This is a genomic window from Helicobacter anseris (assembly GCF_003364335.1).
Classification (GTDB): Bacteria; Campylobacterota; Campylobacteria; order Campylobacterales; family Helicobacteraceae; genus Helicobacter_H; species Helicobacter_H anseris.
Window position 1 is genome coordinate 106444 of the sequence record NZ_NXLX01000003.1, and the last position, 15589, is coordinate 122032.

At 32.8% G+C, this 15589-nt stretch carries 14 protein-coding genes and 1 pseudogene; 14 read left to right on the forward strand and 1 reads right to left on the reverse strand.

Annotated elements, in window-relative coordinates; translation table 11 throughout:
* The first annotated feature begins 22 nt into the window (after positions 1 to 22).
* The 8 genes from CQA57_RS02320 (at position 23) to CQA57_RS02355 (ending at position 8436) form a co-directional block, all read left to right on the forward strand.
* Positions 23 to 823 carry a phosphatidate cytidylyltransferase gene (locus tag CQA57_RS02320; protein WP_115578630.1) on the forward strand — a complete coding sequence of 267 codons (801 nt, stop codon included), beginning with the start codon at positions 23 to 25 and terminating at the stop codon, positions 821 to 823.
* A complete protein-coding gene (gene dxr / locus CQA57_RS02325) occupies positions 824 to 1915 on the forward strand; it encodes a 1-deoxy-D-xylulose-5-phosphate reductoisomerase (RefSeq protein ID WP_115578631.1) in 1092 nt (363 codons plus the stop codon). It begins immediately after the preceding gene.
* On the forward strand, positions 1912 to 3228 hold the full coding sequence (locus CQA57_RS02330) for an outer membrane family protein (protein WP_115578632.1): 1317 nt from the start codon (positions 1912 to 1914) through the stop codon (positions 3226 to 3228). Before dxr ends, CQA57_RS02330 begins: the two co-directional genes overlap by 4 nt.
* Before the next feature lie 97 nt (positions 3229 to 3325).
* A complete protein-coding gene (locus tag CQA57_RS02335) occupies positions 3326 to 4015 on the forward strand; it encodes a tetratricopeptide repeat protein (RefSeq protein WP_115578633.1) in 690 nt (229 codons plus the stop codon).
* 416 nt (positions 4016 to 4431) lie between these two features.
* Entirely contained in the window at positions 4432 to 5223 is a 792-nt protein-coding gene (locus CQA57_RS02340; protein WP_115578634.1) for an HrcA family transcriptional regulator, read from the forward strand.
* Between the two features lie 21 nt (positions 5224 to 5244).
* Complete coding sequence (grpE, locus tag CQA57_RS02345) at positions 5245 to 5754, forward strand: nucleotide exchange factor GrpE (protein WP_115578635.1); 510 nt, start codon at positions 5245 to 5247, stop codon at positions 5752 to 5754.
* Between the two features lie 30 nt (positions 5755 to 5784).
* Complete coding sequence (dnaK, locus tag CQA57_RS02350; RefSeq protein ID WP_115578636.1) at positions 5785 to 7647, forward strand: molecular chaperone DnaK; 1863 nt, start codon at positions 5785 to 5787, stop codon at positions 7645 to 7647.
* A 204-nt stretch (positions 7648 to 7851) separates the two neighbouring features.
* The gene (locus CQA57_RS02355; RefSeq protein WP_245941837.1) at positions 7852 to 8436 is read left to right on the forward strand and encodes an FkbM family methyltransferase; all 585 of its coding nucleotides are present in this window, start codon (positions 7852 to 7854) and stop codon (positions 8434 to 8436) included.
* Here the strand turns inward: CQA57_RS02355 and CQA57_RS02360 are convergent.
* Positions 8428 to 9527: pseudogene (locus tag CQA57_RS02360) on the reverse strand (glycosyltransferase family 2 protein). The gene CQA57_RS02355 and the pseudogene CQA57_RS02360 overlap by 9 nt on opposite strands.
* A gap of 102 nt (positions 9528 to 9629) precedes the next feature.
* Here CQA57_RS02360 and CQA57_RS02365 point away from each other — a divergent pair.
* From CQA57_RS02365 to CQA57_RS02390, 6 genes are all read left to right on the forward strand, one after another.
* Positions 9630 to 10643, forward strand: coding sequence for an NAD-dependent 4,6-dehydratase LegB (locus CQA57_RS02365; RefSeq protein ID WP_115578638.1), 1014 nt, complete (start codon positions 9630 to 9632; stop codon positions 10641 to 10643).
* Positions 10636 to 11805 carry a LegC family aminotransferase gene (locus CQA57_RS02370; RefSeq protein ID WP_115578645.1) on the forward strand — a complete coding sequence of 390 codons (1170 nt, stop codon included), beginning with the start codon at positions 10636 to 10638 and terminating at the stop codon, positions 11803 to 11805. The genes CQA57_RS02365 and CQA57_RS02370 overlap by 8 nt, the downstream gene beginning before the upstream one ends.
* A gap of 45 nt (positions 11806 to 11850) precedes the next feature.
* A complete protein-coding gene (locus tag CQA57_RS02375) occupies positions 11851 to 12135 on the forward strand; it encodes an acyl carrier protein (RefSeq protein WP_115578639.1) in 285 nt (94 codons plus the stop codon).
* A gap of 22 nt (positions 12136 to 12157) precedes the next feature.
* Positions 12158 to 12886, forward strand: a complete 729-nt coding sequence (locus tag CQA57_RS02380; RefSeq protein ID WP_115578640.1) for an SDR family oxidoreductase — start codon at positions 12158 to 12160, stop codon at positions 12884 to 12886.
* Entirely contained in the window at positions 12879 to 14228 is a 1350-nt protein-coding gene (locus tag CQA57_RS02385) for an ANL family adenylate-forming protein (RefSeq protein ID WP_115578641.1), read from the forward strand. Before CQA57_RS02380 ends, CQA57_RS02385 begins: the two co-directional genes overlap by 8 nt.
* Positions 14229 to 14279: 51 nt before the next feature.
* A partial coding sequence (locus CQA57_RS02390; RefSeq protein ID WP_147288340.1) for an ANL family adenylate-forming protein occupies positions 14280 to 15589 on the forward strand: 1310 nt, incomplete at its 3' end.

Below are 15589 nucleotides of genomic sequence, written 5' to 3' on the forward strand. Positions count from 1 at the left end.
AGCTTTGCATTAAAGGATTTTTATGGGTTTAAAAAATGCTATTTTTTCTGATAAAAAACGCTATATCACGGGTATATCTCTCATTATAGCTCTTACACTTTTACTTTGGATCAACAATTCTTATCTCATCTGGTTTGTGCTAGGCATTGCTTTTTTTATCGGACTAGTAGAAAGTCTTAGACTCTTTAAATGTCCAAATCATCCCATTATTTTTTTATTTGCTATCTTAATTTGGATTGGCGCTCTTTTTAATGCAAGGCCATTAGAATCTGGAATCTTTTTTACAATGCTATTGGCAGGTTTTCTAGCCTACAAACAAAGCATAGAATCTAAATACCTACTTGCTTTTATTTACCCCACTCTACCATTTTTAATTCTATATGCAACTTATAGAGATTTTGGTATTGAGGCAATTATTTGGCTTATTGCTACAATTGCAATTTGTGATAGTGCTGCATATTTTGGTGGAAGAGCCTTTGGAAAAACTCCTTTTAGCCCCACATCTCCAAAAAAAACAATAGAAGGGGTTGTTGTTGGTGTTATTTTTGCAGTTAGTATAGGCAGTATTCTTGGTATTGGTGTCTTTCACCAAAACTTTTTTGTTTCTCTTTTTATTAGTCTTATTGTCGCTATTAGTGGAGTTTTGGGTGATCTTTATGAAAGCTATTTAAAGCGTCAAGCTGGTCTTAAAGACAGTGGCAATATTTTACCTGGGCATGGTGGCATACTTGATCGCTTTGATGCAGTTTTATTTGGTGGCATTGCGATGCATTTTTTGCTTTATTTTTTCTCAAGCCAACCCAATCAAATGATAGTATTTTAAATGATTCTTTTAGGTAGCACTGGTTCTATAGGAGTTAATACTCTTGCTGTGGCAAAAAAATTTCATATACCTGTAGAAGTGCTTTGTGCCGGAACAAATATCACCCTTTTAAACCAGCAAATACAGGAATTTAATCCAAAAATCATTGTTATCGCCAATAAAGAGGATTACCATAAGCTTTGTTATAGCAATGCAAAAGTTTTTTTTGGTAATGATGGGATTATTCAAGCTATCCAAGAAGCAAAATCCCACCTTGTAGTAAATGCACTTGTAGGTTTTACTGGATTATATCCGAGTCTTATTGCAAAACAATGTCAAAAAAAACTTGCCTTAGCCAACAAAGAAAGTCTAGTAATCGGGGGTTGGCTTTTTGAAGATTACCCTATTACTCCTATTGATAGCGAACATTTTGGCATTTGGTATCTTTTAAATAATCGTCCGATAGAAAAAATCATCATTACAGCAAGTGGTGGTGCTTTCAGGGATATGGATATCAATCAAATTCCTATGCAAAAAGCACAACAAGCCTTGCAACACCCAAACTGGAAAATGGGGAAAAAAATCACCATAGATTCTGCAACAATGGTAAATAAACTTTTTGAAATTTTAGAAGCACGATGGCTATTTAAACAAAGCAATATTACAGCACTGATTGAAAAAACCTCTAGCATTCATGCAATATTAAATTTCCAAGATGGCTCAAGCACAGCCCATTTTGCAAACCCAGATATGCAACTCCCCATAGCATACGCACTAGATCCCATACAAGCCAAACAACAACACATCATTAAACTATTTTGTTTTGAAGAAACCTTTTGTTTTTGTTTTGAAAAAATTGACACTAAGCGTTATCCAATATGGAGCATTAAAGAGCAACTTTTAGAAAATCCAAAATTAGGAGTTGTTTTAAATGCAAGCAATGAAATCTTAGTGCAATACTTTTTGCAAGAAAAAATCTTATTTGGTGAGATTGCACAAAATCTATTTAAAGTACTTGATTTTTTCTCCAATCAATGCCATATCAATTCCATAGAAGAGCTTTTTGAATTAGACAACAAAGTAAGAATCTATACCAAGGAAATACTAAAATGAAAAAATACTTTTTATTGTTTTCTTTGGGTATTTTTGCACTTTCAAAAGACTTTAATGCAGAAGTCATCAATTATACTAAAATAGGTTTTAACAACAATGCAATCAACCTTCAAGATGGGACATATCCCACAGATAGCTTTTCGGTTCTTTATACCTCAATCAACTACAATAAAAATTTAGAACATCTCTTTTTTGGTGCAGGACTTGCATTTGGTGGCATTGTATTTGATTCTACAAAATCAGATATTAAAGATGGATTAGCCTATAAATATCTAGGTTACAACACAGGCTTTCTTGGCAATCAAAAAGCCTCAGCTCAAAATACACAAAACTATTTCATAAAAGATTTATATATTGGTTATCAAGACTCCCATTTTAAATTTAGTGTAGGAAGATTTTTATTCAATAATACAGACTGGCTTACAGGTCGGCATGCTGGTGCAGAAATACATTTTTTTACACATTCTTATGATTTTTATGCTGCAATAAGTGAAAAAAAATCATCTTATGGTGGCAAATGGCTTAAAACCTATAAATTTATGAACTCAAGCAAAATTCCCACCTTTGTTTTAGGCACAAAAATGAATTTTGATGCTCTCAAATTAGACTTTTATCTCCAATCACATATCAACCTCTATTATGCTTTTGGAATCCATACTACCTATCAAACCAACTTCAATACATCAAATCAAGACATTAGTAGCAAAAGCGATTTTATAGGACTTTATGTTTATCATACCAACCAAGCACAAGAAAAATTCTCTGGCTATGATATGGGATCTCTACCAATATATGGAGCTATTGATACAAAAAATCCTACCTTGCAAGGCTATCTAGGTAGAAAGGTGGGTCATGGAGGATTTTCTTTGGGCTTTAAACAAACTTTTGGCATTTCAAGCTATAACTTTGGAATCCAACTTTATGGCAATATAGGCAATCCCAACGAATTTATCGGACGCTATGGAAACCCTATTGGAATTGATCTTAATGACAATACTATCTATGATAGAGGCACTGCAAACAATGCGATTTTTGATTATAACTCTTTTAGCAATATCATCTTTATGGACAAAAAATTCCCTTCTTGCACCATAAAAGTATCCAATCGCTTCACAACCTCAAAAAGAAACAACGAAGAGAATTTTTCAGTTAGTGCAAGCTATAAGATAGAAAAAAACACTACCATTGGTATCAATCTAAGCCTTTATCTCATTGAAACAAATGCTGGATATAAGATTTATAAGACCTACCTTACACACTCAAGATGGGATGATAGAAGTTTTGCTTCAACCTATATCACTCATAGATTCTAATACTTTCATTGCTTTTAAAATTAGGAGGTTATATAATTACAACAGAGAAATGATTGACTTTTAAATCTCTAGCTTATATCTCAAAAAGGAAAAAATAATGAAAAAAATTTTAATTGCTTTATTGATGTTGGAAATACTCCAAGCAAATGAAGAAGAGATAGATGACAAAAAACTCCAAACAGAATGCGATAGTGGGAAATATGAATCTTGTGCTGCACTTGGATTTTTATATGATTTTAATATAGGTGTTAAACAGGATTATTTCAAGGCAGCAGAGCTTTATGAAAAAGCGTGTAATGGTGGTTTTATTTCTGTGTGTGGTAGACTTGGATCTTTATATGCCAATGGTCATGGTGTTAAACAGGATTATTTCAAGGCTAAAGAACTCTATGAAAAGGCGTGTAATGGCGAAGAACTTTCCGATTGTTTTTTTCTTGGATATTTATATCATGAAGGCTATGGTGTTAAACAGGATTATTTCAAGGCAGCAGAGCTTTATGAAAAAGCGTGTAATGGTGGGTTGGCTTCTGGATGCCGTAGTCTTGGATCTTTGTATTATCAAGGCATAGGTGTTAAACAGGATTATTTCAAGGCTAAAGAACTCTATAAAAAGGCGTGTAATGGCAAAGAAGCTGTAGGGTGTTTTTTTCTTGGAGTTTTATATGCCAATGGTCATGGTGTTAAGCAAGACTACTCCAAAGCTAAAGAGTTTTTTGGCAAAGCGTGTGATTTAAAAAATGAATTTGGATGTAAAACTTACGCCGAATTAAATCAACAAGGATACTAACCAAAAGCCATTTTCATCATAAAAGCATCACTAAGATATGCAAATAAGATTTGAAAAGTGGTGTTTTTATATATTTTTGCAATAAAGGAGGTTTTTATTTATACAAAAGCAAGATTATCAGCCAATGTGGTGATAATATAGATTGCAAAACTTTCTAATTACTCCATTTTTTTCCACTACCCTCCCCCCGCCATCTTATTAAATCTAGCCATATCAATCAATAGTGATTGCATAAAAAACAGCATAATTAAAATAAAATACTAAGTTTTATTTATATAAAAAAACTAATAAAACTTTATATAAAATGACTAAACTTTATATAAAATTAGCAGTTTTTTAAACTAAATGCTAATTTTATTTACTTTTTTTATGGAATAATACGACCAACACAAAAACTTACAAAGGAGTTTTAAAAAATGGCTTATCCTAAAGATTTACTTTTAGAAAAAGTCATAGAAGTATATTTGAAGCAAAAAGAACCTATTGGTTCAGAAACTCTTAAATCTACTTTGCAAATTAAGGTTTCCTCAGCAACTATACGCAATTATTTTAAAACTCTAATGGATGAGGGGATTTTAATCCAACCTCATATAAGTGGTGGCAGAATCCCTACATATTTTGCGATGAAGAACTATTGGAGAGCAAAACTTGATTTTCAAAATCTAAGCTTTGATATTAAAAATCTAGAGATTCTCAAACAAGCTTGTTTGAAACATCAAATTTTTGTGTTAATTCGCAAAAAAAATACACAAAGATTCAAAAAACTTATCAATTATGAGAACCAATTTTTGATACTTTTGTTTGAAAGTCAAGAGGTTATCATTCCTTATCAGCAAAATTTTGAGAGATTTTTAAGCGAGCTTATTGGTCTTGAGATTGAAGAAGTAAAAAATATTGCCTATCAAGTGATGGCAAATGAATTATTTGAAAAAATCAATACCTTGCAAAATCAAAAAATTATTTATTTTGGTTTAGAAAATTTAGATTTTTTGATAAAAAATCCTACTTATCAACACCTATTTTTTGAAAGCTTAGAGGGAAAAATATTTGACAAGCTTTCAAATGGTGTCTATTTTGAACCTCTAATGCCAGAAGGCTTTATGGGTGTCATACAAAATATTACACATCAAGATTCTAAAGCAAAAATGCTATGCATTGGATCGCTTATGTGTGATTATCAAAGCTTCTATAATCAAATAGCAGCTTAATCTTATTGTAAAGGAGTAATTATGGAAGAAGAAAAAGAAGACATACAAAACCAAACTGAAGAAATACAAGAGAATAACGAAATTGAAGAATCTGAAACAAAGGAGGATTTTGAACAAAAATACAATGAATTAAAAAATGAATATCTAAGAGTATTCGCTGATTTTGAAAATAGCAAAAAAAGACTTGAAAAAGATAAATTTCAAGCCCTTGAATATGCATATGAAAAATTTGCAAAAGATTTATTGCCAGTCATTGATGCATTACAAAATGCAAAAGAGGTATCAAAGGAAAATCCCGCTATCTTAGAGGGAATAACACTCACCTTAGAAAATCTCATCAAAACCCTATCAAAATATGGGATTGAAGAGATTGACACACAAGGTGATTTTGATCCCAATCTTCACGACTGCATTATGCAAATGCCAAATGCAGAGCTAGAAGATGGAAAAATTGCTCAAGTAATGCAAAAAGGTTATAAATATAAAGAAAGAACTTTGCGACCTGCAATGGTAGCAATTGTAAAAAACTAAAATTTAATCTTAAAAATGAAAGGATAAAAAATGGGAAAAGTAATTGGAATTGACTTAGGAACAACAAACTCTGCAATGGCAGTATATGAAGGAAATGAAGCAAAAATCATTACCAATAAAGAAGGAAAAAATACCACTCCATCAATCGTGGCTTTTACAGATAAAGGAGAAATCTTAGTAGGAGAACCTGCAAAAAGACAAGCTATCACAAACCCTCAAAAAACCATCTATTCTATTAAAAGAATTATGGGCTTGATGTTTAATGAAGATAAGGCAAAAGAAGCTGAAAAAAGACTACCTTATAAAATAGTTGATAGAAATGGCGCTTGTGCAATTGAGATTGCAGATAAAACTTACACACCTCAAGAAATTTCTGCAAAGATTCTTATGAAACTCAAAGAAGATGCGGAAAGTTATCTAGGCGAGAGTGTTACTGAAGCAGTAATCACAGTGCCTGCGTATTTCAATGATGCACAGAGAAAAGCAACAAAAGAAGCTGGAACTATCGCTGGCTTAAATGTCTTAAGAATCATCAATGAGCCAACTTCTGCGGCACTTGCCTATGGACTTGATAAAAAAGAATCTGAAAAGATTATGGTATATGATTTAGGTGGTGGGACATTTGATGTTACCGTGCTAGAAACTGGAGATAATGTCGTAGAAGTTTTGGCAACTGGTGGAGATGCTTTCCTTGGTGGAGATGATTTTGATAATAGAATCATTGATTGGGCTGCTGGTGAATTCAAAGATGAAACAGGAATTGATATCAAAGCTGATGTAATGGCTCTCCAAAGATTAAAAGATGCGGCAGAAAATGCAAAAAAAGAACTCTCAAGTGCTCAGGAAACAGAAATAAACCTGCCATTTATTACCGCAGATGCAAGTGGTCCAAAGCATTTGGTAAAAAAACTCACTCGTGCAAAGTTTGAGAATCTTATTGATGATTTGATTGAACAAACTATTAGCAAAATTGATTTTGTTATCAAAGATGCGGGTCTTAGCAAGAGTGATATCTCTGAGATTGTAATGGTTGGTGGTTCTACAAGGATTCCAAAAGCTCAAGAAAGAGTAAAAGAATTTATCGGAAAAGAGCTCAACAAATCTGTAAATCCTGATGAAGTAGTAGCTATTGGTGCAGCAATTCAAGGTGGTGTTTTAAAAGGTGATGTAAAAGATGTATTATTACTTGATGTAACTCCTTTAAGTCTTGGTATTGAGACACTTGGTGGAGTAATGACAAAAGTCATTGACAGAGGGACAACTATCCCTGCTAAGAAAACTCAGACTTTTTCTACTGCAGAAGACAATCAACCTGCTGTTTCCATCTCAGTGCTACAAGGTGAAAGAGAAATGGCAAAAGACAATAAATCTCTAGGTAGATTTGATCTTCAAGGAATCCCACCAGCTCCAAGAGGTGTGCCACAAATTGAAGTAACATTTGATATTGATGCAAATGGTATTCTAACTGTTAGTGCAAAAGACAAGACAAGTGGTAAATCTCAAGAAATTAAGATCAGTGGATCTAGCGGCTTAAGCGATAGTGAAATAGAAAAAATGGTAAAAGATGCTGAATTACACAAAGAAGAAGATGCAAAAAGAAAAGCAACTATAGAATCAAGAAATCTCGCTGATAATCTCGTGTATCAAACACAAAAAATGCTCGATGAATCTAAAGATAAAATATCTAATGATGAAGCTCAAAAAATTCAAGGTGCAATTGATGCTTTAAAAGACACTCTAAAAGATGATAATGCAAGCAAAGAGCAAATCGAAGAGAAAATGAAACAACTCTCTGAAGCAGCACAAAATCTTGCACAAAGTGCTCAGCAAAATGCAAATACTCAACAAAATACAAAAAAAGATGATGATGTTATTGATGCTGAGGTAGAATAAAAAATAAACTCTCAAGAGCAAACTCTTGAGAGTTTATCAGATTTATTTCTCATAAGGCTTATCTAATGTTAAAGCAAATTTTAAAAACAATCCTTCCAAATAAAATCCAAAGAATACTTTCAAATTTTTACCATACTTATATCACAAAATATAGCCAAAATTCGTATGCACAAGAAGGTGAAGATCTAATTCTTTTAGAAATATTTGACAAAAAATTATATAGGGGGGGGGGGCTTTTATGTAGATATCGGAGCACATCATCCCTTTAGATTCTCAAATACTTTCAAACTCTATCAAAAAGGCTGGAGTGGAATCAACATTGATGCAATGCCAAAAAGTATGAAGCTTTTTAATAGATTTAGAAAAAGAGATACAAATCTAGAAATCGGTGTAGGAAACAAAAGCTCCATAATCAATTTTTATATATTCGAAGAACATGCTCTCAATACTTTTGATGAAGAGATTGCAAAACAAAGACAATTAAAACACCCTATTAAAGAGATTCAAAAAATTCCAGTTGAAAATATCAATACCATACTTAAGCAATATCTTAACCACGCCCAAAAAATAGATTTATTAAGCATTGATGTAGAAGGCATGGATTTGGATATTTTAAAATCTCTTGATTGGGCACTTTTTTATCCAGAAGTAGTTTTAGCAGAAAGCTATAAAAAGGACTTGCACACAGATCCAATTTATCTTTTTATGCAATCACAAAATTACAAAATGCTTGCCAAAACAACAAGAACATATATTTTCATAAAAGAAGATTCAATATTACTATCTTAAAAATTTATTTTTGATAGCCTTCAAAATCTTATATATCCTAGGAAAATGATAAGCCACTTTACTTCCAAATGAAGCATATTTCTTATATTCTTGCAGTGCTTCTAACATTTTTCTACAATTTCTTGGGTCTTTAGCAAAAGTGATGGAGCCAAAAGCAAAAAATGCCCTATGACCAATCATTTCAAAAAGCTTATTTCTCAACTCTAATTCTAATGGTATTGATTTTACAAACTTATCTATTTCTATACACATGACGCAAGCAGAATACGCAAAACTATAATACCTCACATCACAAGGATTGCAATCAAATGCTTTTACGATATCTGTCATATGAGCTGGCCACTTTGGGACAAAACCACTCTGATGTAATGTATGCTGCGAAATAGAATTTGGACGAATGCGATAAAAAGCCAATCCTTTGTCCAAAATAAAAACCTGTCTAGCAAGAGAAAAAAGCATCATGCCAAATGGAACATCCTCTGATTCTACACCCTCAACAAATCTCAAATTCTTTGCAGAGCCATAAAATCTATACATACCACACCAAGCCCAAGAAAAGCTTTTGCCTCCTAATTTTGAAAAAACCTCTAGTGGAGTATAGCTTTTTTCATTACAAAAATTTTCAAATAAACCTTGGCATATTCCTTCTATTTTTCCATTCTCTTCACTAAAAATAAAAAAATTATGCCAAATAATATCTGCTTGACTTGCTAAAGCACTATTTACACACTCTTCTATGCAAGAAAGTTCAAGCCAATCATCACTATCAAGAAAGTGGATATAATCAACTATCAATGGAGATTGGTGTTCAAATACTTCTAGTCCCCCCCCCCCTACTAAACTTTGTGCAAGATAATCCAACCCTACATTACGCGTATGACTGAGCCCTTTGTTTTCTTTTTTTATCAAGGCTATTCTTTTATCTTTATCAAAATATTCTTTTGCAATAGCAAAGCTATTATCAGTGCTTCCATCATCAACTAATACAAATTGAAGATTCTTATAAGTTTGATTGATAACAAAATCTAAGCATTCTTTAAATATTTTTCTACATTATAAATTGGAATGATTATTCCAACGCAAGGATTTATATTTGCCAAAATCACACTCCTATCAAGTATTTACAAACACTAAAGAATAATTTTAGCAGTTTTTGATAGAATTACAACTCAGTTTAATACAAGCGAGGCTCTATGCAATACAAATCTATTCTTATCACTGGAGCTGATGGATTTATCGGTTCGCATTTAGTTGAAACTCTCTATCACTACACCAAGATTCCAACTTCAAAATTTTATGGAGCCAAAATCAAAGCTCTTAGTCTTTATAATTCCTTTAACTACTGGGGTTGGCTAGAAGAAGTTTCTTGCCTAAAAGACATAGAAGTCATCAGTGGAGATATTCGTGATCCACATTTTTGCAAAACCATTACCAAAGATATTGATATTATTTTCCACCTTGCAGCACTTATTGCTATCCCCTATTCTTATATCGCACCTGAAAGCTATGTGGATACCAATGTCAAAGGCACACTCAATATCTGTCAAGCAGCTTTGGAAAATAATGTCAAGCGCGTTATTCACACTAGCACAAGCGAGGTATATGGCACAGCTCAGTATGTCCCCATTGATGAGCTCCACCCTCTTCAGCCTCAAAGCCCATATAGTGCAAGCAAAATTGGAGCAGATTGTATTGCAATGAGTTTTTACAATTCATTTTCGCTGCCACTCACTACTGCTCGCCCTTTTAATACCTATGGACCAAGACAAAGCGCAAGAGCAGTAATACCCACTATCATTACTCAAATTGCTAGCGGTATCAAGCAAATAAAGCTAGGAGATACTACCCCTACAAGGGATTTTAACTTTGTCAAAGATACTTGCGAGGGATTTATCGCACTTGCTGAGAGTGAAAAAACCATAGGAGAGGTTATTAATATTGGCTCAAATTTTGAAATTAGCATAGGAGATACACTAAATCTCATCAAAGAAATTATGCAAAGTGATGTAGAATTTATCACAGATTCTCAAAGAATCCGTCCAAAAAATAGCGAAGTATTTCGCCTATGGTGTGATAATACCAAGATAAAAAAACTCACAGGATTTAGTCCAAAATATGACATTAAACAAGGATTAAAAGAAACGATTGATTGGATCACACAGCCTCAAAACCTTGCAAAATACAAAAGTGAGATTTATAATGTCTGATTTTTCCTTATTTTTTGATTTTATCCGCAATCTCTATCATGCACCGCAAAAGGATTTTATCCCCTTGCATGAACCAAGATTTTTGGGAAATGAAAAAAAATATCTTCTTGAATGCATTGATAGTGGATTTGTCTCAAGTGTGGGAGAGTTTGTCAATCAGTTTGAAAAAGAAATTGCCAAATTTTGTGGGAGCAAATATGCTGTGGCCACAAGTAATGGCACAAGTGCTCTGCACGCAATACTTCATACCATAGGAGTAAATCAAGAATGCGAAGTCATTACCCAAGCTCTAAGCTTCATTGCTACAAGCAATGCCATAGCTTATACTGGTGCTACTCCTGTGTATGTCGATGTGGATTTAGACACACTCTCACTCTCCCCTACTGCACTAGAAGAATTCCTCTACAATAATGCTCAAAAACAAGAGAATTTTACTATCAATAAGCACACCAAAAAAAATATCAAAGCTTGTGTGCCAATGCACACCTTCGGACATCCTGCGAGGATTGAAGAAATAGCAAAAATTTGCAAAGAGTGGAATATCCTCTTAGTAGAAGATAATGCTGAGAGTTTAGGAAGTTATTTTTTCAAAAATGGGATAAAAACCCATACTGGACTTGAGGGGATTGCTAGCGCACTAAGTCTAAATGGTAACAAAACTATCACAAGCGGAGGGGGTGGAGCAATCCTTACAGATGATGAAGCCTTGGCAAAAAAACTTAAGCATATCACTACTACCGCCAAAGTCCCTCACCCTTATGAGTATTATCATGATATGCTAGGCTTTAACTATCGACTTCCAAACCTCAATGCCGCTCTTGCTCTAGCACAATTAGAGCAACTCTCTAGCTTCTTGCAAAGCAAGCTAGAAGTCGCTAAAAGTTATGAGGAATTTTGCAATAAAAATGGAATTGAGTTCATCTGTGCACGAGAGGGAACACTGCCAAACTTTTGGCTCAATGCAATCAAGCTAAAAGATAAAGCCCAAAGAGATGTATTCCTTGCCCAAAGTAATGCTAATGGCATTATGACACGCCCTATTTGGAATCTTAATCATCAAAATCCAATGTATAAGCATTGTCAAAATGATGGCTTAAAAAACTCAATCTATCTACAAGATAGGATTGTCAATATTCCAAGTAGTGTTAGAGTGGATTTATAAAAATATTTTAGGCATAATTGCATAACTTTATAAAAGGATAAAAATATGGAAGAAAAAATCAAAAATATCATCATCAAAGCATTACAAAATCTTGCCGAAGAGCTTGAAAATGAAAACCTTGCTCATCCAAATGACACAACAAAAATTTATGGCATAGATGGAAATCTAGATTCTCTTGCACTTGTAAGCTTCATCACAGATCTTGAAGAAATGATTGATGTAGAATTTGGTAAAAATATCACTCTAGCTGATGAAAAAGCTATGAGCTCTAGAAACTCTCCATTTAAAGATGTTGCTTCGCTTACACAATATATCCAAAACCTACTTTAATCTAAACAATTAGGGAAAAAATATGAAAGTTTTTGTAATCACTGGGACAAGAAAAGGTATTGGCAAGGAACTTTCTTTGCACTTCTTAGAGCAAGGACATATTGTCTGTGGTTGCTCTAGGGGTGAAAGTAGTATTTCACATCCAAATTATAGACATTTTGAACTTGATGTCAATGATGAGCAAAAAGTTGTTGAAATGATAAAAAGTATCAAAAAAGAATTTGGAAGCATTGATGTTTTACTCAATAATGCAGGTATTGCTTCTATGAATCATATATTACTTACCCCATATAAAACAATGAGTAATATTTTTTCAACCAATGTATTTGGAAGCTTTTTATTTTTAAGAGAAGTGGGTAAAGTGATGAGTAACACATCACGAAAACTAAAAAAAGAAGGCAAAACTCCGCATTTTAGAATCATCAATTTTGCTACTGTAGCAACACCCTTGCGACTTGAGGGAGAGGCTATCTACGCAAGCTCCAAAGCAGCTATTGTAAATCTTACTCAAGTTGCAAGCTTTGAGCTAGCAGAATTTGGAATCACAGTTAATGCTATAGGACCAACTCCTGTCCCAACAGATCTTATAAAAAATGTTCCAAAAGATAAAATGGAAGCACTTTTACAAAGACAAGCAATCAAAAGATTTGGTAATTTTGAGGATTGTTTAAATGTAGTAAATTTTTTCATTGATGAAAAAAGTGATTTTATCAGTGGTCAAGTAATTTATCTTGGAGGAGTTAATGGCTAATTTCCTATCAAAACTACAAAGCTTTGCTACACAACCTGCCATTATCCATAATCAAACTATATATACCTATCAAAATTTACTTGAAACCATAGAACATTTCAACAAACAATTTATTGATTTACCCCCTCAAAGCAAAGTAATTATCCATGATGACTATAGTCTACAAAGCATTGCCTCCTTTATGTCTCTAATGCTAAATAAACACATTATCATCCCTATAATTTCACAAAAAGAATTAGAGCAAAAATCCATTGAGTGTGATGCACAATTTATTCTTTCTAAAGAAAATGACTACAAAATCACTAAAATCAAGCACGATAAAAAGCAAACAAACCTCTTAAAAAACAATTCCTCTGGTCTTATACTCTTTAGTAGTGGCAGCACAGGAAAGCCAAAAGCAATGCTGCATGATCTTGACAATCTCATCAATCAATTTGACAATAAAAAACCAAAACAATTAAACATGCTACTTTTTTTAATGTTTGATCACATTGGCGGAATTAATACAATGCTAAATATATTCTCTACAGGACAATGTGCCATCATCCCAAATAATCGTAAAGATGTTTCTCATATTGCAGAATTGATAGAAAAATACAAAATTACCATCCTTCCAACATCTCCAACATTTCTTAATCTCATGTTGCTAAATAAGGTGCATCAAACCTACAATCTCTCCTCTCTAAAAATGATTACCTATGGAACAGAATCTATGCCGCCATCACTACTAAAAAATCTCCAAGAAGTTTTTCCAAAAACAAGATTTTTACAAACATTTGGCACTAGTGAAGTAGGTATCATGCAAACTTCTAGTGAAAAATCTGGTTCCTTATTCATGAAACTTTCTGATCCAAATATCCAATACAAGATTGTTAATAATGAATTATGGATTAAATCAAAAACACAAGTTTTAGGATATCTTAATGCTAGTATGGATAATTTTGTAGATGGATATTTTAAAACAGGAGATTTGGTAGAAACCAAACAAATCAATGGGGAAGAATATATTAGAATTATTGGAAGAGCCAAAGAGTTAATCAATGTTGGTGGAGAAAAAGTTTTACCTCAAGAAGTAGAAGGGATACTTTTACAAATTGATGGAATCAAAGATTGTGTTGTATATGCAGAAGCAAATGCTATTACTGGACAAAGTGTTGTATGTGATATTACTATTGATGAAGAAAAGATTCAAAAAACAGAAGCAAAAAAAATAATCCGATCATTTTGTAAAGGAAAAATAGAAAATTACAAAATACCCTCAAAAGTAGTTGTAGTAGAATCTCTTGAAATTAGTGAGAGATTTAAGAAAAATAGAAAAATACAAACGGGGGGGGGGGTATAATCTATTAGATAAGACTACTTATTACTCTTTTTATTTTTCAGGAGGCTTACAATGCAAGGCTTCCTAAAAAATCTCAAACGCTTTAATACAAATATTGCAATCATTGATAAAAATCAGTCTTTTAGCTACAAAATGCTTCTAGCAGATATCTATCAAAAAACAAAAGAGCTACACATTCCTGATGGAAGTGTTGTAAGTCTTATTGGAAATTTTGATTATCAAACAATTGTGACTTTTTTTGCTCTTGCACTCAAGCATTGCATTATTGCACCATTACTAGAAAATTCTCCAAAAAATCCCAAGAAAGAAGAAATCATCGCTTGTGATTTTTCAATTTTTCATTCCAATATCACAAAACAAAATCATACAAATAAACATCATCTTATAGAAACACTACAAAATATACATCAAAGTGGTTTGATTATTTTTAGCAGTGGAAGCACAGGGGAACCAAAAGCAATGTTGCATAATCTTGACAAGATAGCACAAACCCACATAGCAAGACATGAAAACAAAATCAATACTATAAGTATTTTTTTATTTGACCATATTGCTGGAATCGATGTGCTTTTAAGACAGCTTAGCATTGGCGGAACTCTAACTCTGCCTCCAGAAAGAACTCCAGATAGTGTTTGTGAGCAAATACAAAAGCACAATGTGCAAATTTTCCCAGCTCCTCCAACTTTTTTAAACCTTATTATTTTTGACAAATCCTACGAAAAATACGATCTTAAGTCACTTAAAATGATTTCTTATGGTTCTGAAACTATAAATCCTATTCTTATAGAACATTTAAAAAGGATCTTTCCTAATGCCTCTTTGAAACAAACATTTGGCACCAGTGAAACAAATGCCATCAAGGTAAAAACAGGTGATGATGTATTCATGAAACTTTCTGATCCAAATATCCAATACAAGATTGTTAATAATGAATTATGGATTAAATCAAAAACACAAGTTTTAGGATATCTTAATGCTAGTATGGATAATTTTGTAGATGGATATTTTAAAACAGGAGATTTGGTAGAAACCAAACAAATCAATGGGGAAGAATATATTAGAATTATTGGAAGAGCCAAAGAGTTAATCAATGTTGGTGGAGAAAAAGTTTTACCTCAAGAAGTAGAAGGGATACTTTTACAAATTGATGGAATCAAAGATTGTGTTGTATATGCAGAAGCAAATGCTATTACTGGACAAAGTGTTGTATGTGATATTACTATTGATGAAGAAAAGATTCAAAGAGCAGAAGCAAAAAAAATAATCCGATCATTTTGTAAAGGAAAAATAGAAAATTACAAAATACCCTCAAAAGTAGTTGTAGTAGAATCTCTTGAAATTAGTGAGAGATTTAAGAAAAA